This window comes from Paraburkholderia ferrariae NBRC 106233 (assembly GCF_000685035.1).
Taxonomy (GTDB): Bacteria; Pseudomonadota; Gammaproteobacteria; order Burkholderiales; family Burkholderiaceae; genus Paraburkholderia; species Paraburkholderia ferrariae.
Genome location: NZ_BAYB01000053.1, coordinates 26,330 through 47,365 on the forward strand (window position 1 = coordinate 26,330; position 21,036 = coordinate 47,365).

At 66.0% G+C, this 21,036-nt stretch carries 17 protein-coding genes, 1 tRNA gene and 1 pseudogene; 5 read left to right on the forward strand and 14 right to left on the reverse strand.

Going from position 1 to position 21,036, the window contains the following annotated elements:
• Positions 1–4 precede the first annotated feature (4 nt).
• A complete protein-coding gene (locus tag BFE01S_RS34355) occupies positions 5–2,344 on the reverse strand; it encodes a cytochrome P450/oxidoreductase (RefSeq protein WP_028229390.1) in 2,340 nt (779 codons plus the stop codon).
• Between the two features lie 207 nt (positions 2,345–2,551).
• On the opposite strand from BFE01S_RS34355, the gene BFE01S_RS41395 reads away from it, so the two are divergent.
• Complete coding sequence (locus BFE01S_RS41395; RefSeq protein WP_042339702.1) at positions 2,552–3,427, forward strand: IclR family transcriptional regulator; 876 nt, start codon at positions 2,552–2,554, stop codon at positions 3,425–3,427.
• Here BFE01S_RS41395 and BFE01S_RS41400 read toward each other — a convergent pair.
• Entirely contained in the window at positions 3,424–4,785 is a 1,362-nt protein-coding gene (locus BFE01S_RS41400) for a cytochrome-c peroxidase (protein ID WP_084170401.1), read from the reverse strand. The genes BFE01S_RS41395 and BFE01S_RS41400 overlap by 4 nt on opposite strands.
• A gap of 2 nt (positions 4,786–4,787) precedes the next feature.
• The gene (locus tag BFE01S_RS34375) at positions 4,788–6,068 is read right to left on the reverse strand and encodes an alkaline phosphatase family protein (protein ID WP_028229391.1); all 1,281 of its coding nucleotides are present in this window, start codon (positions 6,066–6,068) and stop codon (positions 4,788–4,790) included.
• Between the two features lie 327 nt (positions 6,069–6,395).
• Between BFE01S_RS34375 and BFE01S_RS34380 the strand changes: the two genes are divergently transcribed.
• On the forward strand, positions 6,396–7,847 hold the full coding sequence (locus tag BFE01S_RS34380; RefSeq protein WP_084170403.1) for an NYN domain-containing protein: 1,452 nt from the start codon (positions 6,396–6,398) through the stop codon (positions 7,845–7,847).
• A 332-nt stretch (positions 7,848–8,179) separates the two neighbouring features.
• Here BFE01S_RS34380 and BFE01S_RS41405 read toward each other — a convergent pair.
• The 7 genes and pseudogenes from BFE01S_RS41405 to BFE01S_RS42180 form a co-directional block, all read right to left on the reverse strand.
• Positions 8,180–8,428, reverse strand: a pseudogene (locus tag BFE01S_RS41405) (hypothetical protein); the annotation flags it as partial.
• A 35-nt stretch (positions 8,429–8,463) separates the two neighbouring features.
• On the reverse strand, positions 8,464–9,282 hold the full coding sequence (locus tag BFE01S_RS34390; protein ID WP_028229393.1) for a bestrophin-like domain: 819 nt from the start codon (positions 9,280–9,282) through the stop codon (positions 8,464–8,466).
• Positions 9,279–11,492 (reverse strand): cation:proton antiporter, encoded by a 2,214-nt coding sequence (locus BFE01S_RS41410; RefSeq protein WP_084170404.1) that lies wholly within the window; start codon positions 11,490–11,492, stop codon positions 9,279–9,281. Before BFE01S_RS41410 ends, BFE01S_RS34390 begins: the two co-directional genes overlap by 4 nt.
• Positions 11,493–11,609: 117 nt before the next feature.
• Complete coding sequence (locus tag BFE01S_RS34400; RefSeq protein ID WP_028229394.1) at positions 11,610–12,197, reverse strand: LutC/YkgG family protein; 588 nt, start codon at positions 12,195–12,197, stop codon at positions 11,610–11,612.
• Entirely contained in the window at positions 12,184–13,578 is a 1,395-nt protein-coding gene (locus tag BFE01S_RS34405; RefSeq protein WP_028229395.1) for a lactate utilization protein B, read from the reverse strand. Before BFE01S_RS34405 ends, BFE01S_RS34400 begins: the two co-directional genes overlap by 14 nt.
• Positions 13,575–14,318, reverse strand: coding sequence for a (Fe-S)-binding protein (locus BFE01S_RS34410; protein WP_028229396.1), 744 nt, complete (start codon positions 14,316–14,318; stop codon positions 13,575–13,577). Before BFE01S_RS34410 ends, BFE01S_RS34405 begins: the two co-directional genes overlap by 4 nt.
• 627 nt (positions 14,319–14,945) lie before the next feature.
• Positions 14,946–15,125 (reverse strand): hypothetical protein, encoded by a 180-nt coding sequence (locus BFE01S_RS42180; protein WP_028229398.1) that lies wholly within the window; start codon positions 15,123–15,125, stop codon positions 14,946–14,948.
• A gap of 52 nt (positions 15,126–15,177) precedes the next feature.
• Between BFE01S_RS42180 and crcB the strand changes: the two genes are divergently transcribed.
• Positions 15,178–15,558: a fluoride efflux transporter CrcB gene (gene crcB, locus BFE01S_RS34425; protein WP_028229399.1), complete on the forward strand. Its 381-nt coding sequence runs from the start codon at positions 15,178–15,180 to the stop codon at positions 15,556–15,558.
• 61 nt (positions 15,559–15,619) lie between these two features.
• On the opposite strand, the gene cfa is transcribed toward crcB, so the two are convergent.
• On the reverse strand, positions 15,620–16,789 hold the full coding sequence (gene cfa, locus BFE01S_RS41420; protein ID WP_042339706.1) for a cyclopropane fatty acyl phospholipid synthase: 1,170 nt from the start codon (positions 16,787–16,789) through the stop codon (positions 15,620–15,622).
• Between the two features lie 184 nt (positions 16,790–16,973).
• On the opposite strand from cfa, the gene BFE01S_RS34435 reads away from it, so the two are divergent.
• On the forward strand, positions 16,974–17,390 hold the full coding sequence (locus BFE01S_RS34435) for an HIT family protein (protein WP_028229400.1): 417 nt from the start codon (positions 16,974–16,976) through the stop codon (positions 17,388–17,390).
• Positions 17,391–17,441: 51 nt separating this feature from the next.
• On the opposite strand, the gene BFE01S_RS34440 is transcribed toward BFE01S_RS34435, so the two are convergent.
• Together BFE01S_RS34440 and BFE01S_RS34445 are read right to left on the reverse strand one after the other, a co-directional pair.
• Positions 17,442–18,113, reverse strand: a complete 672-nt coding sequence (locus tag BFE01S_RS34440) for a nitroreductase family protein (RefSeq protein ID WP_028229401.1) — start codon at positions 18,111–18,113, stop codon at positions 17,442–17,444.
• A 101-nt stretch (positions 18,114–18,214) separates the two neighbouring features.
• A complete protein-coding gene (locus BFE01S_RS34445; protein WP_028229402.1) occupies positions 18,215–19,384 on the reverse strand; it encodes a porin in 1,170 nt (389 codons plus the stop codon).
• A gap of 206 nt (positions 19,385–19,590) precedes the next feature.
• On the opposite strand from BFE01S_RS34445, the gene BFE01S_RS34450 reads away from it, so the two are divergent.
• Positions 19,591–19,681 (forward strand) — tRNA-Ser (locus BFE01S_RS34450).
• A 647-nt stretch (positions 19,682–20,328) separates the two neighbouring features.
• Here the strand turns inward: BFE01S_RS34450 and hutG are convergent.
• On the reverse strand, positions 20,329–21,036 hold a 708-nt coding region (hutG, locus tag BFE01S_RS41425), incomplete at its 5' end, for an N-formylglutamate deformylase (RefSeq protein WP_042339711.1).

A 21,036-nucleotide genomic window follows, 5' to 3' on the forward strand; every position in this document is an offset into this window, starting at 1 on the left:
GCGCCTAGAGTTCGAGCGTCAATCGCCGGCCCTTCGCGCGCGAGCAGCAGGTCATCATGCGCGTGTGCGTCTCGCGCTCGGCACGCGTGAGCACCACGTCGCGATGATCGATCTCGCCCGCGAGCACGCGCACTTCGCACGAGCCGCACAGGCCCTCCTCGCAGTCGCTCTGAACGTCGATGTTTGCCCGGCGCAGCGCATCGAGCACGGTCTGGCCCGCCGCTACGTTCAGCACGAGGCCCGAGTCCTTCAGCTCGACTTCGAACGCGTGCTCGTTCGCGGGATCGAGCTTGCCGGCGCTCGCGGCGAAATGCTCGACGCGCAGCGCGTCTTCGGGCCATGCCGCGCTGCATGCGGCGAGCGCGTCGAGCATGCGCGCCGGACCGCAGGCATAGACGCGCGTGTGCGCATCCACGTCGAGCGTACCGAAGTCGTGCCGTGTACCTTCATCGGAAACATGCAGATGCAGCCTGTCGCCATGCAGTTGCGCGAGCTCGTCGATAAAGGCCATCGTGGCGCGCGAACGGCCGCTGTAGTGCAGCGCGTAGTCGATGCCCAGTTCCTTCGCACGGCGTGCCATGGCGCTCACCGGCGTAATGCCGATACCGCCCGCGACGAAAATCGCGCGGCGTCCTTCCTCGTCGAGACGAAAATGATTGCGTGGCCCGCGGATTCTGAGCCGCATGCCTTCGCGCACCGCATCGTACATCCAGGCAGAGCCGCCGCGGCTTGCCGCTTCGCGCAGCACCGCAATCTCGAACGCCTGCGTGTGCGCGGGGTCGCCGCACAGCGAGTACTGGCGCGAGAGGCCTGTGTCGCCGCATTCCACGTCGATATGCGCGCCCGGCGCCCAGCGCGGCAGCGATGCGCCCTCCGGCGCAACGAGCCGCAGCCGCACGATGCCGTTCGCCACCGTACTCACGCGCTCCACGATCACGGGCCGGGCCAGCGCATGCGCGGAGGGTTCGCCGATGCGCACGGCGGCCTGCGGCGCGGCCAGCGCGGGCTGCCTGCGCTCCGGGTTCTGCGCCGGATCCCACTCCACCCAGAGATGCTCCGGCCCGCGAAACGAGGTGTTCGGCACGTAGCTGAACGACTGCCCGGCGAGCCGCATGTGCGGCAGCCGGCGCGTGAACGCTTCGAGAAAGATCTGCATCTCCATGCGCGCGAGGTTCTTGCCCATGCACTGGTGCGAGCCATAGCCGAACGTGACATGGTCGCTCGCGTTCTCGCGGCGAATGTCGAAGAGATCCGCGTCGGCGAAATGGCGCTCGTCGTGATTCGCCGACGACGTGACGATCAAAAGCTTCGCGCCCGAGGGAATGTCGATGCCGCCGACCTGGGTGTCCTTCGTCACGAGGCGCCGCCACGCCGCCACCGAGCCGTTGTGGCGCAGGCATTCCTCCACGGCGTTGGGAATCAGGCCCGGGTCTTCGCAGAGTTCGCGCCACGCATGCGGATGCTGCAGCAGCAGCTTCATGGCATTGGCGGTGGCGTTTGCCGTGGTCTCGTGCGCCGCCACGATGCCCGCCATCATCATCGAATGCAGATAGGAGTCCGTGACGATTTCCGGATGCTCCTTCTGCTTGCGAATGCCGTACTGCATCCAGCCGGGACCGTCGGGGTTCTGGCGCATCTTCTCGAGCACCTTGCCCGCGAACTGCCAGAAGTTGCCCACCGCGTGCGCGACCGCCACCTGCTCCTCGGGGCGCGGCCGGCCCCACGTATTGACGGTGTGCGCGATCGAATACTGGCGCAGCAGGTCCATGTCTTCCTCGGGTACGCCGAGAAAATGCAGCGCCACCGTAAGCGGCACTTCCCAGAGCATCTGGTCGACGAGATCGGCGCGGCCCGTGTCGATGAAGCGGTCCACGTATTCGCGCGTCAGGCGCCGCACCATCGGTTCGTGATGCTTCAGATGCTCCGGCGTGAACGGCTCCATCAGCACGCGGCGGCGCGGCATGTGCGCGGGTTCGTCCTCGTTCACGAGCGTGCGGTTCATCGCGTAGCCGTACGAGGCCAGCACCGCGTTCGCCTCCGGCCCCGTGGGCGTGATCTTTTCGAGCGCGATGGAAGGACTGAAAGTGAGGTTGTCGCGGAAGATCGCCTTGATGTCGTCGTAGCGCGTCACCACCCAGTAGCCCAGTTGCGGGCTGTAGAACACCGGCTCCTGCTCGCGCGCCCAGCGTACGTATTCGGGCGGGTCCTGCTGGTAGCCGTCGCTGAACGGGTCGAACGCCGCGGCGTTCGCGCTCACCGGGCAACCGCCTGCGACCGCTGCCGCGCCATGGGGAAAGGGGCAGCCCCCTGCCCGCGCCGCGGGGGTTTCGGTGGCTTCGCTCATGGACTTCCTCCTCCTGCCTGCGCAATGCATTTTGCGTAACTCTAGTACGCATTGCGTAATTCAGAGATAGGGGTTAACCTGCAACGACCCTGGTGCCGCGTGGCTCGTCCGGCCACTTAGAATCGCTCCATGAAAACCGCCCCCGTCCCCGCTTCAATCCCGGAATCCCTGGCCGTTGCCGACCCCGCTTCGTCGCCCGCGTCCGCCATGGCGTCGAAGCCTGGCCGCACCGCGAAAAGCGCCACGACAGCGGCGACGGCCACGCGCGAGCGGCGCCAGCGCGTGCAGTCGGCGCAGACCGGCATGGCCGTACTCAAGGGCCTGGCGCGCCTGGGCGGCCGGGCGAGTCTCACGGGTCTCGCCGCCTACGTGGGCGAGAGCCCCGCGAAGGTGCACCGCTATCTGGTGAGCCTGATCGAGGAAGGGCTCGTGACGCAGGACGCGCTCACGCAGCAATACCGGCTCGGACCGGAAGCGATGATGATCGGCGCGGCCGCGATGCGCCAGGCCGATCCCGTGCGGATTGCCGAACCCGCCCTCGTGCGGCTGCGCGAGCAGCTTGAAGTGACGACGTTCGTCGCGGTGATGGGCAACAAGGGGCCGACGATCATCCGCTTCGAGGAACCCGGGCTGCCCGTGACCGTGAATGCGCGCGTGGGATCGGTGATGCCGCTGCTGTGGTCGTCCACGGGGCGCGTGTTTCTGGGCCTGCTCGAAGACACGCGCGTGCTCGCGCTCGCCGAAGAGGAACTCGCGCATGCGGATGCCTCGCTGCGCGCGCAGCTCGACGCCGCCGATCCGATCGGCGAGTTGCGCCGCCGCGTGCAGGCCATGCGCTGCGCGTCGGTCAAGGACACGAATTTGAAGGGGATCAGCGCGGTGTCCGCGCCGCTCTTCGATCACACCGGCAAGGTGTGCGCCGTGCTCACCGCGCTCGGCGCCACGGGCGGCTTCGACGCCTCGCCCGACGGGCCCATCGGCGAGGCGCTGCGCCGCGAAGCGGCTACGGCGAGCGCCCTGCTCGGCTATCTCGATGCCGCGGCGGCGCATGCGCCGCCCGCGGCCACCGGCGGCAAGCGCTAGCGCGCCGCCTGGGTCAGCGGCGATCTCGCCGGATCGGCTGGATCGGCCGGCTTGGCCAGGCCGGCCGCCTGCGGCTTCGGCTCGTAACCATCGTTGAGCGTCTTCAGGAATGCGATCACGTCGTCGATGTCGTGCTCGCTCCAGACCGGCTTGTCGCCCTTCTTGTAGGTGAGCGGTGCATCCATGGTGTCCACGTTGCCGCGTTCGGCAGCCGGCAGGTCGTCGAACTTCACGACATGGCCCGCGCGGTCGTGCGAATACCACTTCTCCGGATTCGTATCGCGCTGCACGTAGAAGCGCAGCGCCTCGCGCAGCGTGTGGAAGCGGCCGTTGTGGAAGAATACCTGGCGCGTGGCCGTGTTGCGCAGCGTCGGCGTCTTGAAGAGGCCGCACAGCGTCCTGTCCTTCGCGAGATCGGTGCGCAGCGGTCCGCACAGACCTTCATCGTAGTACGAAGGATCTCGATTCGCGCTCAGTTCCGGATTGCGCGGCACGCCCAGCGCTTCGAACTGGAAGTCCGTGAAAAGCGGATGCGCGCCGTTCACGCCCGGCTGGTCGATGTGGCAGGACGCGCAGTTGCCGCTGTTCGGGTCGTCGAAGAGCTTCTTGCCGTGCAGCTCCGCCGCCGTGAGATGGACCTTGCCGTCGAGGTAATAGTCGAACTTGCTCGTGTACGGATGAAAGTCCGGCTCCTCCAGTTCGTAGCGCTCGACGGCCATCATGGCGTCCTTCAGCGCCACGTCGGGCGCATCGAACACGGTCTCGCCGAACACCTGCCGGAAGCGCGCCGCGTAGGGTCCATGCGCGAGCTTCGCGACCACCGAAGCGGCATTGCGGTTCGCCATCTCGTTGGCATTGAAGAGCGGGAACGTGGCCTGGTCGTGCAGATGATTGAAACGCCCGTCCCAGCCGAATCCGCCCGAGGGCGAGCTGTCGTCCTCGAAGCGCTCGCCGAGGCTCGCCGCCTGCACATGGGTCCAGACCGGCGTGCGGTTGAGCACGTAGCGCAAGGTGGGCACGGCGCGCGTGCCCTGCGAATGCAGATCGGGGCCGCCTGTCTGGGCCGCGAGGCCGTTGGGCGGACCATAGGCATGCGCGGGGCTATGGCAGCTTGCGCACGACATGCGCCCCGAGGCCGAAAGCGATTGATCGTAGAACACCAGCTTGCCGAGCGCCGCCGTGTCGCTAAGAACAGCGGGCGCGGCCGCGTGCGAGGCAGGCTGCGGCTGTGGGGCAGAAGACTGCGCGAGCGCGGGGGCAGCGCCCGCAGCGCAAAACGCCGCCACCGAGGCGGCGGTGGCGGCGAGCGCAGCCTTGACGGCGCGGCGCGCCGTCGTGGTTGCAAAAAACGCGGACATGATTACAGGTTCGTGAAGATGTCGTTGCCGAAGCCCACAAGCCCGGTTTGCCCGGCGTAGCCCAGGTGGCCGAGGCCGAAGATGTCCTCGATGCTCTTGAGCATCGAATAGTGGTTGTACTGCACCGTCGAGACCGTGCCCGGCTTGATGAACTTCGAGATCATCACGGCGCCAGTCTGGTCGCCGCCGTAGTTCGCCTTCGTCATCACGAGCGAGATCGTGCCGAGCGAGGACGGCAGGCCCGGAATCGCGCTGGCCGGCAGCGTGCCGTAGGTCGAGGACTGCGGGAACGCGGCGAGGTTCGGGCCAGGCTGCTCGCTGCAGCAGGTGCTGCCCGAATACGTGAGCGTGAGCGTGGGCGGCTTCGAACTCGTGTTCAGCGATTCGCTCGCGTAACTGCTCTCGTCGAAGTTGATGATCAGGAGGCCGTCCTGCTTGAACGCCGCCGACGACGTGATGATGGGCACCCACTTCTGCAGGAAGGTGTTCGCGCTCGTCAGGCCGCCCGGCTGGCCGTTCACGCACGGCGAATCGTGGCCGTCGTCGCAGAGGTTCGGCGTGATGAAGTTGAAGTTGGCGGTCGTCGCGACCGACTGCAGGTCATTTTGCAGGTTGTTCAGGCTCACGACGTTCGTCAGGCAGTCCGACGAATCGATGATCGAGTGGAAGTACATGAACGGGTCGTGACGCGTGGCGTACTGGTCGCCCAGCGGCACGGCCGCGCTCGGCGCCTCGGCCTCCTGCGTGAGGTCCGTGGTGTTCAGCGTGGGGTGGCCGCAGGTCGCGGCTTCGCGCGACGGGTCGTTGCCCATATCCTCTTCGTAGCCCTTCCACGTGAAGCCGGCGGCCTTCAACTGATCGGGCAGCGTCTTCACGCTCGCCGGAAACACGCAGCCCGTGCCGATTGCCTGACCGTCCGAGGTCGTGCCGCTCATGCTGTAGTCTTCATAGGTCGTACAGTCGTTGTCGGTCTGCGGGGTCGGCGCCTGGCCGCTCAGCATCGAGATGTAGTTGTCGAGACTCACGTGGCCGGTGCCGTAGTAGTTCTGCACGAGCGCGCCCTGAGCCGCAAGCGTTTGCGCCAGGTACGGCGCCTTCGTGCTGGAGCCGAAGGTGGTCGCGTAGTTCTCATTTTCGAGCGTGATGACGAACACGTGGCGAATCTGCTGCTGGCCCGTGAGCGCCGTGGACGAACCGCACGCGCTCACGAAAAGCGCAGCGCAAAGCGCGGCAAAGAGGGTCGCGAAAAGCGCCCAGACCTTGCCTGAAAAGCGTACAGCCATGGAAGTCCTCTGGAGTGTCGAGTCGTTATGGAGAGTGTTATTTATGGTTGCCCGCCCCATGCGCAGTGGATGGGGCCGCGCAAGCTTAGGGACGGGATGTGACGGACACATGAAAAATCGGGCCCAAATACCCGAAATATCGGGCAAACGCGAAACATCAGCATGTTTGCGCACGCAACCTGTTCGTTTGCCCATGGGCGAAACAATATGGGCGGCATGCGCCGTTCTCGATGAGTGCGGGACTCGCCCTGGTGCGCGTTTTCTCCCCCACCCGCCGCGGGGGGCTATCATGTGCGTTCGAATCCATCTATGAAACCAGCGAATCACATGGCCTCTCCCCAGGAAAACGTCAGCATGGCGGTGTTCTGCGACTTCGAAAACGTCGCGCTCGGCGTGCGCGACGCGAAGATCGACCGCTTCGATATCAAGCCCGTGCTCGAGCGTCTGCTGCTCAAGGGCAGCATCGTCGTGAAGAAGGCCTATTGCGACTGGGAGCGCTACAAGGGCTTCAAGGCCTCCATGCACGAAGCGAGCTTCGAACTCATCGAAATTCCGCACGTGCGCCAGTCGGGCAAGAACTCGGCCGATATCCGTCTCGTGGTGGACGCGCTCGACCTCTGCTATACGAAGTCGCACGTCGATACCTTCGTGATCGTGAGCGGCGACTCGGATTTTTCGCCGCTCGTTTCGAAGCTGCGCGAGAACGCGAAGAAGGTGATTGGCGTGGGCGTGAAGCACTCCACCTCCGACCTGCTCGTGGCCAACTGCGACGAATTCATCTTCTACGATGACCTCGTGCGCGAAGCCGCGCGCGGCGCGACGAGGCGCGAGCAAGCGGCGGGCGCGAAGCGTCAGGGCGGCGAGGAACGCCCGGCCAGGGCCGAGAACGACGAACGCGACGAGCGGGACGACCGGGACGAGCGCAAGGCCGAGGAGCGCAAGTCGAAGGCAATCGCGCTCGCCGTGGAAACGCTCGATGCCCTCGTGCTGGAACGCGGCGACAGCGGCAAGATCTGGGCTTCGGTACTCAAGAGCGCCATCAAGCGGCGCCGGCCGGACTTCAGCGAAACGCGCTATGGCTTTCGCGCGTTCGGCAACCTGCTTGACGAAGCCCAGGCGCGCGGACTGCTGGAAGTGGGCCGCGACGAGAAGTCGGGCACCTATGTCTCGCGTACCAGCCAGCCTGCGTCGGGCGACGCCGCCGAGCCGGCTGCCCCCGGCGTAGCGGAGGAAGCGGCCGCCCCGCGCAACGACGAAGCGCGCGGACGCGGCAAGGGTCGCAGCAAAGGCCGGCGCGACGAGCGCAATGCCGCAGGCGGTGCAAAGCGTGGCGGCAAGGGCGGCGAAGCCGCGGGCGACGCGCAGGAGGACGAAGCGCCGCCCGTCGAGGCCGTAGTCGCAAAGCATGGCGACACGTCACCGGCACACGCGGAGCACCCGCCCTTGCCGCTCTTCAGTGAAGCGCCGTTTGCTCCGGCGGTGGAGGAGACTGTCTCCTTCGAACACGCCGAATTCGGCGTGCAGCAGGAAGCGGTCGAGGAAGCGCGCCCGGCCCCGCGCCGCGCCCGCAAAACGGCTTCGCGCAAGAGCCCCGCGCGCAAGACGGCGACCGCTGCGCCGGCAAGCGACGACGCTGCATCCGCTGCATCCGCCCTTCCCGCCGCAACGGCAGACACAGCCGAAGCGGTGAAGAAACCCGCGCCGGCGAAGAAGACCGCATCGCGCGCGCGCCGTCCGCGCGCCAAAGCCGCCACGGCTACCACTACCGACGAAAGCTGATCGCAAGATCGGCCCGCGCCGCCGCTCGCGAGATCCGCAGAGGGTCCGCGAGCGGCAGTGCGAGGCGGGGAGATTCAGGCGTCGCCGAACGGATTGCCGAAACGCTTGGGCGCCGGCGCGGCAGGGGCCTCGCCGCCAAACGGATCGCTCTGCCCTGCGGGTTTCGCGTCGCCGAAGGGATTCGACGCTTTCGCCCGCTCCGCCGGCTCACCAAACGGATTCGTCTTGTCCTTCGATCCTGCGGTTTCGCCAAACGGATTGGCCTTCGCGGCCGTTGCCGTCGCGCTGCCGAACGGACCGGTTTTGCCAGCCGGCAGCGTGTCGCCTGCCGCGTCGTCGTCTTCCACCGCGAGGTTGTATTCGGCCTGAACGCGGGCCATCACATCGGCTATCGCGGCCTCGAAGCCCGCCGCATTGCCGAAGTGCTTCATCGTCCAGTTGCAGCCGGTACGGTCCGCCGGCTGAAGCTGCGGACGCGGCACGACGAACTTCACGCCGTCTTCGATCACTTCCTGGAGCTTGTGCAGGCGCCGGCTCACTTCCTCCTGCAGCCGCGAGGCGTTGAGTGTCTTGCGCAGCATCGGGGCCTCCTCGTTCCGTTACTTACAGCACCGCTTCAGGAAGGCGCTTGCGCGGGCGCCACGCTCATGTGTTCGAGCGCATTGCGCATCGACGCACTGGGAATCACGATGACCCCGGTAAAGGGCGTATCCAGATCGACGATCACATAAACCGCCGACGAAATCGACAGCGCCCCCAGCAGAATCGTCACGATGGCGAGCGCATTGCGCGGCGCGATCAATCCGAAGCTCAGAAAGATCACGATCAGCCAGAGCACCAGCATCGCGAAGAAGGGCCGCGAGATCGAGCTGTGCGCCTCCTCGATGAGCCGCCAGCGCGTATCGGTCACGCGGGCGAAATGCTGCTGGATATCCGCCGCGAGCACCTGCTGAAAGCGGTCGCGAGGCGCGAGCGCATCGATCTGCCGCCCGACCGAATTGAGCAACGCACCGAGCGGCCGGCTCTCCAGTTGATCGGGATCGAGCGCCGGCACGCGCGGGTAATCGTTCCCCGGCGGCGGCGTTTCGGCCGGCCACGTGGAAGCGATCGCCGCCGCCGTATAGGCGCGCAAGGCGTTGCGCGGGCCGGCGGCATCCGGGCCGTACTCGCGCAGGCGCGTGTCGAGCTGGATCAGTTCGGCGGAATAGGCGCGCATGTCGTTGGACGCCGTATCGAAGCTGGCCTTTGCGGAAGCCGTCAGGAGTCCCAGGACAAGCGCCGCGAAGGTTACGAGCATGCCGATCACGAGCTGCACCAGCTGCACGGTTTCGTGGCGGCGATGCTCCTCTGGCAAGAGCGGCCGCAGCAGGATGCCAAGGCCGGTCCCGCCGAGGAGCAGCACGAAAACCAGGATGGCGGACTGGATCTCGGTCATGGCTGCGAGGGTCCTTCCGGTGGTTGCGGAGGCTGCGTGGACAGCCCGGGTGCTGCCTGGGGCTCAGGCTCCGGCGCCGCCTCCTGGCCGCCCCTCGCCTCCGCGGTCTCCTGCGCCTCCTTCACCCGTGCGACGATGGCAGGATGCGCGCGCCGGACGGCCAGCTTCCACGCGTCGCCCAGTTCGCGCGAAATCGAATCGTAGACTTCCTTCGAGATCGAACGCTCCTCGTACATGGCCACAATGCGCTCGCGGCCCTCGCGCAGCGCGTAGAGCAGCAGCATGCGCTGTTCGAGCACGTCCGCCGCGCGCCCGAAGCACTGCCGCAGCTCTTCCAGCGCCTTGTCGACGAGCGCAATGCGCGACTTGAGAATCGTCGTGAGCAACGCGCAAAGGCGCTCGCCCAGCAGCGGCTTCAGGCTTTCGTCGTTGAACGAGATCAGTTGATGCAGCACCACGCGCCGGCACATCAGCAGTTCGAACCGATCGGCGAGCGCATCGGCATAGGGCTGCTGGATATGCAGCCAGCGGCGCGCGAATCGGGCGAGTTTCATGCCGGGCGAATAGTCGAGGATCAGCCGCGCCGCGCGCTGATAGCCCACCCGGCCATTCAGGCGCGATGCCTCGATCATCGACTCGGTGTTCTGCATCATCGCGTCGAGATTGCGAATCGTGATGATCCCGCTGCCGTACTGCGGGATCAGGTCGCGCTCTTTCGCCGCGAGCGTGACGAGGCCGATGGCGAGGCGCTCGCGCTCGGTGAGCGCCGCTTCGATATCGAAGGCCGTCGTGCTGAGGTCGATGCTGCGCCGGTAGGTCTCGCAGGCCGCCGCGGCGTCCTCGGGCGCGATGCGGAACGTGCGCGCCGCGGCATGGACCCGGGCCGAAACGGCGATTGCCGAAAGACGCACGGCCTGTTGCTGCAACGCCTGCTCCTGCGGCGAAAGCAGGTCGAGCTTCAGCCGCCGGATCAGGAGCTTGAGCGAAGAGCCGTTCACCACCAGGCTCACCAGCACGAAGCCCGTCGCGAGTATCGCCACGAAGCGGCGCGTGCTCTCGGGCAGCGCCGTGTTCTGCGCGAGGCCGAGCGCGAGCACGAGCGTCACCGCACCGCGCAACCCGCCCCATGCGATCACGAGCTTGTACGCGGCGCTCACGGGCTCGGTCAGGCGCAGCCGGGAAAGCAGCGGCAGCATGCCGAACACCACCACGAGCCGCGCGACGAACGCCGTTGCCACGACCACGGCAAGCGCAACGAGGTCGAGCCAATGGGCGTCGCGCAGCGTGCGCGGAATCTGCATGGCGGCGAGCAGGAAGATGGCGGCGCCTGCCATGGCGGCAATCTGTTCCCAGATCAGTTGCAGATGCGACCAGTTCGAAGGCGAGAGGCGCGTGCGCCCCAGGCCGCTGATCACGAGTCCCGCGGCTACCACGGCCACCACGCCGGACACGTGCAGCATCTGGTCCGCAAAAAGATAGAGCGGATACGGCAGCGCGAAGCTGAGCGAAACCTCGGCCTTGCCCTCCCCGCCCAGCAGCGGCAGGAGCCACGCAAAGCAGCGCCCGGCGAGCGCGCCCGCCAGCAGCCCGCCGCACAGGCCAATGCCGAGCGTGCGCAACGCGGCACCTGCGCTCGCCGCTGCCGCGTCGCCCGTGATGGCCGCGATCAGGACGCTCGCGATGGCGATGGCCGCCGCGTCGTTGAGCAGGCTCTCGCCTTCCACGAGCCGCACGAGCCTCGCAGGCGCCCCCACCTCGCGAAACACGGCCAGCACCGCCGAGGGATCCGTGGTGGCGATCATCGCGCCCAGCAGCAGGCCGTCGGTGAGCGGGCCGAGTCCCGTCAGGCGGATTCCTTCGCCCACCATGCCCGTCGTAACGAAGACGGCCACCACGGCGAGCAGCAGAATGGGCGCCGCGTCGCCGAGCATTTCGCGCACATTCACGCTGAGCGCCGCCTGGAAAAGCAGCGGGGGCAGGAAGATCCAGAGGTAGGCTTCGGGCGCGAGCCGCGGCGAAAGCGCGGGCGTGACAATGCCGGACACGAGATCCGGCCACGCCTCGCCGCTCAGGAGGTACGCGCCGCCCAGTGCGAAGCCCCACGCGGCCAGCAGCACCGATTCGGAGATCGCCCAGCGCAGGCTCATCGCCTGCACGAAGGCGATGCTGGCGAGCAGAAAACCGCTCAGGAGAAGGATCTGAATGACCATCGTCGGCGCGTCGATGTGTCCATGGCAACCGTTGTGTTCAACGCCGGCGGCGAAACGGGCCGGCACGTCGTGGCAGCGCAAGTCCCCCGCAATATGCTGGCCGCCGCGAGATCGCGCTTACGCCACCGGCAGCCAGACCACCGTCAAGGATTTCACGCCCTGCGCGCCCTGTATCAGCACGCCTTCGATATCGGCCGTTGCCGACGGTCCCGTTACCAGCGCTGCGTAGCGCGCGCCGCGAAAATCGTCGCGACGGTACGCGTCCTGCAGTCCCGCCACGATCTGGGCGGGGTCGAGCAGCACGACCAGATGCTGCACGATATAGCCGAGCGCGTTCACCACGTACTCGCGCTCGCTCAACCATACCGAACCCGTCTCCGCGACGCCAAAGCGCGCCCGTACCACCCCCACATCGACCTTCTCCAGCGCTGCGGGCGGCATCTTCGGATCGAGCGCAAACGTGCCGGCCACTTCGGGCACCGCCGAGGCGATTACCGCCTGTGCACCGAAGCGCTCGTGAATCAGCGGCAAAACCGCATCGGCCGAAGCGACCTGCGCCTCGCGCCCGCCCATCAATCCGAGCGATGCGACAAAGCGCTCGCGCAGATCGCCGGACGGCGTATCGAAGTGCGGCACCTCGGGCAGATCGAGCGCGGCGGGCTGGGCGGCGCGCACACGCGCAATGAACGCTTCACGATTGGCCACGGCTGCCTCCCTGGCGGTTCTTCTTGTACCACGCATGGAAAGTCGTAGCCGGCGCCTGCGGCAGGTCGCGCTGGCGTCCCCAGATATTGAGCGGGTTATAGAGCATGAAGTTGGGCAAGCGGCGCAGCGCACCTTCGAGCGACGCCACCGCGCCGCGATAGAGCGTAGGACTGCCTAGCAGTCGCCCTGCCATCTTCAGTACCTCCTGCTTGACGAAGGGCACTTCGTGCTGCGCGGCAATCACCTGGCGCCACTGGTAAATCTGCTCGTGAATGTTGATCTTCACGGGGCACACGCTCGTGCAACTGCCGTTGAGCGTGGAGGCGAACGGCAGCGCGCTGAAGCGCTTGAGGTCGAAGGTCGGATTGATGATCGCCCCGATCGGCCCCGCGTAGGTGCTGCCATACGAAAGGCCGCCGCTGCGCCGGTACACGGGGCACGTGTTCATGCACGCGCCGCAGCGGATGCACTTGAGCGAATGCCAGAAGTCGGGCATGGCGAGCCGCTCCGAACGGCCATGATCGACGAGGATAAAGTGCAGTTCCGCGCCCTCGCGCGGCGCGCGGAAATGCGACGTGTACTGCGTGATGGGCGAACCGAGCGCACTGCGCGACAGCATGCGGATGAACACGCCCAGGTCGGAGAGGCGCGGAATCAGCTTCTCGATGCCGAGCGAAACGATGTGCAGCGGCGGCATGTTCGCGGAGAGATCGGCGTTGCCCTCGTTCGTGCAGACGACCACCGTGCCCGTTTCCGCCACGGCGAAGTTGCAGCCCGTCATGCCCGCGGTCTTCTCGCGCACGAACCACGGCCGCGTGTTCATGCGCTGGCTCTGCGCAAGGTAGTGAATGTCTTCGTTGTGCGGGTCCGTGCCGATCGTGCGGCTGAAGACTTCCGCCACGTCGCCGCGAAGCTTGTGCACGGCCGGCACGACGATATGGCTGGGCGGCTGCCCGTCGAGTTGCTGGATGCGCTCGCCGAGGTCCGTTTCCATCACCGCGATGCCGCGCGACTCCAGATACGGGCGCATGTCGCACTCGTCGGTGAGCATCGACTTGCTTTTAACGAGCCCGGTCATGCCGCGCTCGCTCAGCAGCCGGTACACCGTTTCGTTGTGCTCTTCGGCCGTGTCGGCAAAGTGCACCCGCACGCCGTTCGCCTCGGCCTGACTCACGAACTGCTCGAGGTAATCGGCGAGCTTCGAGAGCGTATGGGCCTTGATGGCCGAGGCGAGCGAGCGCAACGTTTCCCACTCGGGAATGGCGTGTGCCTGCGCATCGCGCTTCGAGCGCAGATCCCACAGACGTTTGTCGTGAAAGGCCACGTGCTCGGGGTGCGAGAGGAAGCCGCTCGCGAGCTTCGCATGTTCGACGCGTTTCATTCGCGCGCTCCGTTGAGCACCTGGGCAATATGGATGAAGCGCACGTCGGCGCTCATGCGCTCGGCGCAGCCCTGCTGGTGCATGAGGCACGACATGTCGCCCGACACGATGTACTGCGCGCCCGCACCGACATGATCGACCACCTTGTCCTGCCCCATGCGCACCGAAACGGCCTCCTCCGTCACGGCGAAGGTGCCGCCGAAGCCGCAGCACTCGTCGGGACGTTTGGGCTGCACGAATTCGATGCCCTTCACGCCGGCCAGCAGCGTGCGCGGCTTGGAAAACGCCGGGCCGGCGATTTCCGATATCGAAGCTTCGTGCAGATGGCGCAACGCGCTGCAACTGTTGTGCAGGCCCACGCGCCAGGGGAATTCGGCCCACGGGAAATCGCGGGCGCCAAGCACGTCGTGGAGAAATTCGACGAGTTCGTAGGTCGAAGCGCGGACCTTGCGCACCTCGTCGGTCTGCTCGATGGCGGTGAGATGGTCGCGCACATGGTTCACGCAACTGGCCGAAGGCCCGACGATATAGTCGTAGCCCGCGAACGCGCGCACGAACACGCGCTCCGCGCCGGCGGCTTCGGCCTGCGCGCCGCTGTTGGCCATCGGCTGGCCGCAGCAGGTCTGCTCCTGCGGATAGTCGACTTCACAGCCGAAGCGCTCCAGCAGTTCGAGCGTCGCGATGCCGACTTCGGGGTAGAACGCGTCGATAAAACATGGAATGAAAAGGGCGACTTTCATGCGCGGGCTCATACCGGACGGGGACGCGCCCATTCTACTGCCGATCGCCACGATTGCTACCCCAGGCTGCCCGCGCGCCGCGGCGCCCTTTGCCGCGGCGCGTCATGCCGCTCTGCCGGCCCCCACGCCGGGCCAGGCTCAGAAGTTATGGCGGATGCCCGCGATCACGGCAAGCTGCTTGCCGGTATCCGAATTCACCAGGTTCGGGATCTGCGCGTAGTTTCTGCGTGGCACCGCTCGACGCGTCGATGCCGAGGCTCGCGCCGGACGACTTCTGCCCGATTGCTACCGCATAGAGCCCCGTGCGCTTCGAGAGGTTGTAGACCGCCCCCAGATTCACCTGATGCACGCGCGTAGAGGACTCGCTGCTCGGGGGCGCGTCGTTGAAGATATACGCGCAACGCCGGAGAGACCTGCCACGTCGTGTCGAACTCGGCGATGTCGAACGAAATGTCTACGCCCTGAGGCTCGGCCGTGGAGGAAAGGTAGAGGCTTTGCGAGAGGCGCGTGTGCGTGTAGGTCAGCCCCACCGTCACCGTGTCGAAGGCATACGATCCGCCGACGCCCCAGATCGCTACTTTCTGTGCGTTTTGTAGTTCGTAGTACGAAGCATTGGCATTGCTGAAGCTAAAGTCGCCGATATAGCTGCTCTTGCCCGCCCAGCGCCGTCTGCAACGGGTTGCGCAACGTCAGGTAGCCCGCCGAGAGCGGCACCGACCCGTTCGCGTAGTTGGTCGCGAGCGACCAGCCGCGGTTCGGGGTACGGGCGTGGGCAGGCCGGCGCTCGGTGCTAAACTCCGTGTTCAATACGGAGCCTGCGCCGTGCAGGCCTTCATTGCGCCTTCAACCTGTTCACACCATGTATCTGTCCATATTCGCCATCGGCATCGGCGGCGCACTTGGTTCGCTGCTCCGCTGGGTGCTCGGCCTGCGCCTGAATGCACTCTTTCCCTCGCTCCCGCTCGGCACGCTCGCAGCAAACGTGATCGCGGGCTACGTGATCGGCGTGGCCGTGGCGTTCTTCGCGCGCATGCCTGAGATCCCTGCAGAATGGCGCCTTTTCGTCATTACGGGGATGATGGGTGGTCTCTCCACGTTCTCGACCTTCTCGGCCGAAGTCGTTTCGCACCTGCAGCAAGGCCGCATTGGCTGGGCGCTCGGCGAGATCGCGATACACGTGGGCGCTTCCGTGCTCATGACGATCCTCGGCATTGCGACCGTCACGGTGGTAATGCGCTAAACGCGCGGCGTGTCGTAACGAAGCGAGGGCGGCGCGAGCGCACCGCCCGTGCGCATGCGATTCAGCCCAGCGCCGGACGCCGGTAGCCGCCACGAAGCCCCTGCTTCGCGAACACCCACTGCCAGAGCTGGATGTCCCGCGCGCGGAACGCGCCGGCGCACGACAGCAGGTAGTAGCGCCACATGCGGTAGAAACGCTCGCCCATCTGCGCTTCGAAGCGCGGCCACGCTGCTTCGAAATTCGCGTGCCAGGCCATCAGCGTGCGATCGTAGTCGGCGCCGAAATTGTGCAGATCCTCGGTGACGAAGAGGCCGCCCGAAGCGTCCGCGATCTGGCCGATGGTCGGCAGCTCGCCGTTCGGGAAGATGTATTTGTCGATCCACGCATCGGGCGTGGTTTCGCGGCGGTTCTTGCCGATCGTGTGCAGGAGGAAAATGCCGTCGTCCGCGAGGCAGCGCTGCGCCACCTCCATATACGTGCGGTAATTCTTCGGGCCCACGTGCTCGAACATGCCCACGCTCGCGATGCGGTCGAACTTCTCGTCGAGCAGCCGGTAGTCCTCCAAGCGGAACTCCACCGGCAGTCCCTGGCAGCGCTCGGCGCCGAGCGCTGCCTGCTCCTTCGAAATCGTCACGCCCACGCACGACACGCCGTAGCGTTCCGCGGCGAACTGCATGAGACTGCCCCAGCCGCAGCCGATGTCGAGCAGGCGCATGCCGGGCTGGAGCCCGAGCTTGCGGCAGATCATGTCGAGCTTGGCTTCCTGCGCCTCGTCCAGCGTCTTCGCGCCGCCCGACCAGTAGCCGCAGGTATAGGTCATGCGGCGGTCGAGCATGGCCTCGTAGAAGGCGTTGCCGATGTCGTAGTGCTTTTGCCCCACCTTCCACGCGCGGCGCGTGGTCTGGCGGTTCATGAGGCGCGCTTTCAGCGCGTGAAAGACCAGACGCGCGGGATCGATGCGCTCGTCCAGATGCGAGCGCAGCACGCGCGCGAAGAATTCGTCGAGCCGGTCGCAGTCCCACTGGCCGTCCATATAGGCCTCGCCGAGACCGAGGTTGCCCAGCGCGAGCACCCGTTCCGGCACGTGCGGATCATGGATGCGCATGTCCCACTCGCGCGTGCCGTTGAGCCTCACGTCGGCATGCGCCAGCAGGTCTGCGGCGAAACGCCAGGCTGCCGAACCGGTGGCCTCGCGGGCGGAATGAACTGCTTCGAGATCGGGCGTTGCCATACGTGCTCCGTGTCAACTGGACGAACCCTGCCATCAATCGTGCTGCATACCCTGCTGCATCCTCTTATGATGCACCTAGTCGAAAAATCCTGCAGGAAACCCGCCCGGGCCCTTCGGCCCAGGCCATAATCGTCGATTGACCGATCTGCGCTGCACGCGCAGCCCCCCTCACCCGGGAGACCCCATGGCTTACGACCCGAACAATATTTTTGCGCGCATCCTGCGCGGCGAACTCCCCTGCATCAAAGTCTGCGAGAACGAGACGACGCTCGCGATCATGGACGTCATGCCCCAGGCGGACGGCCACGTGCTGGTGCTGCCGAAAGCGCCGGCCGGGGAGATCTACGAGCTTCCGCTGGAAGCCGGCGCGGCGGCCATGGAGATGGTGCAGAAGGTGGCCGTGGCGGTGCGCACGGCGCTGGCGCCCGAAGGCCTGCTGATCGCGCAGTTCAACGGTGCGGCGGCGGGACAGACCGTGCCGCATGTGCATTTCCACGTCATTCCGCGCCGCGAAGGGGAAACGTTGCGTCCGCACGCACGTGAAATGGCCGATATGGCCACGCTCGAAGCCATCGCCCAGCGCATCCGCGCGGCGCTCTGAAGCGACGCGGGCCAAAAGGCTTCCTGCCCGCGCCGGCCGGAAGCCGGACGCTCAGATGCCATCGAACCCGGCAAATGCCTCGAGCGGCACGCGCGCCGAGCGCCACTGGTTGATGGGCGCGGCGCTGTCCTCATAGCCGATCGCCATGCCGCAGAACAGCATGCGCTCCGGCGGCAGCGCGAGAAACTCGCCCACCGTCTGCGGATAGCGCGCCCAGCACTCCTGCGGGCAACTGTGCAGACCGGCCTCGCGCAAGAGCAGCATGACCGTCTGCAGGAACATCCCGAGATCGGCCCACTGCGGCGGCCCCATCTGCCGGTCCACGCTGCAAAAGAGCGCGAGCGGCGCGTCGAAGAACGCGTAGTTGCGCGCGAACTGGCGCAGCCTGCCGGGACGATCCTCGCGCGTCACGCCGATGCTGCGATACAGATCCTCGCCGACCTGATGGCGCCGCTCGCGATACGGAGAAGAAAGCTCGCGCGGATAAACATCGTATTCGGCCTGCTCGCCCGCGGGGGCCTCCGCCACGCGGGCGGCCATGATGGCCTTGAGCCTCGCGAGCGGCTCGCCGCCCGTCACATGCACGCGCCAGGGCTGCAGGTTGCCGCCCGAAGGCGCACGCGCGGCACGCGAAAGCACATGGCGGATCACGGCCGGGTCCACGGGATCCGACAAAAACTGCCGCACGGATTTGCGGCTTTCGACTGCTTCGCTGACCTTCAAGCGCACCCTCCCCTGTTCCAGGCATAAAAACGCCGGGCGAACCCGGCGTCTTGCATTATGAAGGGCAGTCGCTGCCGTTGCCGGCGCTCAGCGAAGGCGCATCAGAACTTGTGGCGGATGCCGACGGCCACGAGTTCCTGCGTATCGGTGCCCGAACTCACGCCGAAGTCGCCGATCGACGCCTGTGCCGCCACCGCGTGGCCGTTGGTGCCGAGCGTATGGCCGCTTGCCTTCTGGTAGCCGGCGAGCGCATAGAGCTCGGTGCGCTTCGAGAGCGCGTAGTCGCCGCCGAGGTTCACCTGGTTGTAGTGCGCCGAAACCGGGCCCGTGAGCGACGTGTAGTTGTAGCCGAGGCCCGCGCGCAGCGCCGGGGTGAACTGGTAGTTCACGAACGCCGAACCGTTGTTGAACTTCGCCGTCTCGTGGAAAGCCGAGAATGCGTCGCTGCCGTACTGCGTATTCGAATACGCGAGACCGAACGTGACCGCGCCGATCGCATACTCGCCGCCCGCGCGCACGATCTGGATGGAGTTCGCGCTGGCGAAGCCCTGGTTGATGACGGTGTTGAAGAGGCTGTCCGAACTGCTGGTCCAGGTGCGCACGCCGGACGTGAGCGTGTTGCCGCCGTTGGCGAAGAAGTAGCCCGCGGCGAGCGAGAGCGGGCCGTTCGCGTAGCCTGCGCCGAAGCTGTACGTCTGGCCGTTGCCGGTCGCGCCCGCGACGCCGCCGAGGGCGTACAGGGCCTCGAACTGCAGGCCGGCGATCAGCGGGCTCGTGTACTTGAGCGAATTGCTCACGCGCAGGCTGTTGTCGTAGTTGTCGAGGTCGCCGGGCGTGCCGAACACGCCGCCGAACGGACCGTCTTCCGTGAGCGGCTGCACGAGATCGACGAGCGGATCGTACTGGCGGCCGAGCGTGAGCGTGCCGAACGTGTTGCTGGCGAGACCCACGATCGCCTTGCGGCCGAATTCGCGCGAACCCTGGCCGAGCGCGCCGGTGCCGACGTTGAAGCCGCTTTCGAGCTGGAAGATCGCCGAGAGACCGCCGCCGAGATCTTCGGTGCCCTTGAGGCCCCAGCGGCTGCCCGAGAGATTGCCGCTGCTGAACTTCACGAGCGTCGCCTGGTTCACGCCGCCCGTGCCTTGAGCGTTGTGGACGTAGGCGATGCCGGCATCGACGATGCCGTACAGGGTGACGCTGCTTTGCGCGTGGGCGCCGGCGGCGGCGAGCGCCAGTGCGGTGGGGACGGCGAGACGTGAGAGCGCTTTCATGCGGGTTCCCGTAGTGTTTGTGTTGTTGGGCCAATCAGGCGGCAACGATACGGGAAGGCCGCGCGGGGGCGGAACAAAGGAATTCTGCGTTGCTTATATGGGCGGGGGATTTTGGTTGTTTGCGGCGAGGTTTTGGCGCTGGAGGCGGAGTACCGATGGGCCGGTTTCCCCTCGCGCGCGGACTCTGCTATAATTCGCGTCCCGCTGGAGAGATGGATGAGCGGTTTAAGTCGCACGCCTGGAAAGCGTGTATAGGTTAATAACCTATCCGGGGTTCGAATCCCCGTCTCTCCGCCAAAAGATGTGGAAAACCCCGCAAAATCAATGATTTGCGGGGTTTTTTTTGACCCACAGCCCGGCTATCCAACACCCAGAACGAACGGCAGCAGGCGCGCTGCGCTCAAGTCGTGGCGCGCCGAAGTAACCGACTGTTCTACTCCGGTCATCTCAGATGCGATAACGCCTATTGGGACACTTGCGGCGTCTGCATCCGCTGTGGAGTTGACGGTATTGGCAACGCATATGTGCCTGGCTTCACGAGACCTTTCTGCTCCTTCGTATAGAGATCAAGGTCTCTCGAACCGCTTTCGGGATGGCATGACAATCAGATCAGCACGGGAAATTTCAACTCCACCAAATCTTGTTCTTCCGTGCTCATCGATATGTGACCCACCTACGCTAAACCGGCCAGCGAAAGCGTCTACCATCAAGATAAAGCACCGCAAATGAACTTGATTCAGGCCGCGAATAGCCCATTGTTCTTCTAAATACATTCCAGAACACGGCCGGCCCACCATCACAGCCGACTAACCCAACGTTAATCCGCCAACGTTAATCCGGCTTCGCATAAAGCAACGCCCGCGTCCGCGGGCGTCGTCACTTCCTGGGCAAGCATTTCGGCAAAGCCGCTAGTCGCAGTATTCCTCCGCAAATCCTCGAATCCCTCACATCCCCGCAGAGTTAAGCGCTTTCACAACTGCAAGCGCGCCCCCCACCATCCCCCGCAGCACAGGCTCGACCTTGCCCGCAAGCGCCGGCACATAATCGAACGGCGCCGTCTCGCTCATATAGGTGGATTGGCACATCTCGAGCTGAATGGCATGCACGCCGTCCTGCGGCGCGCCGAAATGGCGCGTGATATAGCCCCCCTTGAAACGCCCATTCGCCACCCACGTATAGGCGCTCGCCTGCGCCGCACTCGCCGCCGCTGCCTGCACTTCGGCCGCTGCCGTGCGGCCATCCTGCGTGCCGATATTCAGGTCCGGCAGCTTGCTTTCGAACAGCCGCGGCAGCACGCTCGCAATCGAGTGCGCCTCCCACAGCAGCACGTTCGCATGCAGACCGCGCAGCCGCTGCAACTCCGCGCGCAGCGTTTCGTGATACGGCTGCCAGTAAGTCGCGACACGCTGCGCGCGCGCCGCAGCGTCGGGCGCACAGCCCGCGCGATAGAGCGGCTCGCCGCGGAAGGTCTCGGCCGGACACAGCGAGGTGGTCGTCTGGCCCGGATACAGGCTCTCGTCGTTCGGCGGGCGGTTCAGATCGATCACGTAGCGCGACACGCGCGCGCCGAGCATCGTCGCACCGAGCTCTTTCGCGAACGCGTAGAGACGATCGAGGTGCCAGTCGGTATCGGCGACGGTGAGCGCGATATT

Excerpts from the sequence above, each read along its gene's own strand:
- BFE01S_RS41410 (WP_084170404.1), bottom strand. The coding sequence starts at position 11,492 with ATGGTCATTCAGATCCTTCTCCTGAGCGGTTTTCTGCTCGCCAGCATC.
- BFE01S_RS34355 (WP_028229390.1), bottom strand. The coding sequence starts at position 2,344 with ATGAGCGAAGCCACCGAAACCCCCGCGGCGCGGGCAGGGGGCTGCCCC.
- BFE01S_RS34435 (WP_028229400.1), top strand. The coding sequence starts at position 16,974 with ATGGCTTACGACCCGAACAATATTTTTGCGCGCATCCTGCGCGGCGAA.
- crcB (WP_028229399.1), top strand. The coding sequence starts at position 15,178 with ATGTATCTGTCCATATTCGCCATCGGCATCGGCGGCGCACTTGGTTCG.
- BFE01S_RS34390 (WP_028229393.1), bottom strand. The coding sequence starts at position 9,282 with ATGACCGAGATCCAGTCCGCCATCCTGGTTTTCGTGCTGCTCCTCGGC.
- BFE01S_RS41400 (WP_084170401.1), bottom strand. The coding sequence starts at position 4,785 with ATGTCCGCGTTTTTTGCAACCACGACGGCGCGCCGCGCCGTCAAGGCT.
- BFE01S_RS34445 (WP_028229402.1), bottom strand. The coding sequence starts at position 19,384 with ATGAAAGCGCTCTCACGTCTCGCCGTCCCCACCGCACTGGCGCTCGCC.
- BFE01S_RS34410 (WP_028229396.1), bottom strand. The coding sequence starts at position 14,318 with ATGAAAGTCGCCCTTTTCATTCCATGTTTTATCGACGCGTTCTACCCC.
- BFE01S_RS41395 (WP_042339702.1), top strand. The coding sequence starts at position 2,552 with ATGGCGTCGAAGCCTGGCCGCACCGCGAAAAGCGCCACGACAGCGGCG.
- BFE01S_RS34380 (WP_084170403.1), top strand. The coding sequence starts at position 6,396 with ATGGCCTCTCCCCAGGAAAACGTCAGCATGGCGGTGTTCTGCGACTTC.
- cfa (WP_042339706.1), bottom strand. The coding sequence starts at position 16,789 with ATGGCAACGCCCGATCTCGAAGCAGTTCATTCCGCCCGCGAGGCCACC.
- BFE01S_RS34375 (WP_028229391.1), bottom strand. The coding sequence starts at position 6,068 with ATGGCTGTACGCTTTTCAGGCAAGGTCTGGGCGCTTTTCGCGACCCTC.
- BFE01S_RS34405 (WP_028229395.1), bottom strand. The coding sequence starts at position 13,578 with ATGAAACGCGTCGAACATGCGAAGCTCGCGAGCGGCTTCCTCTCGCAC.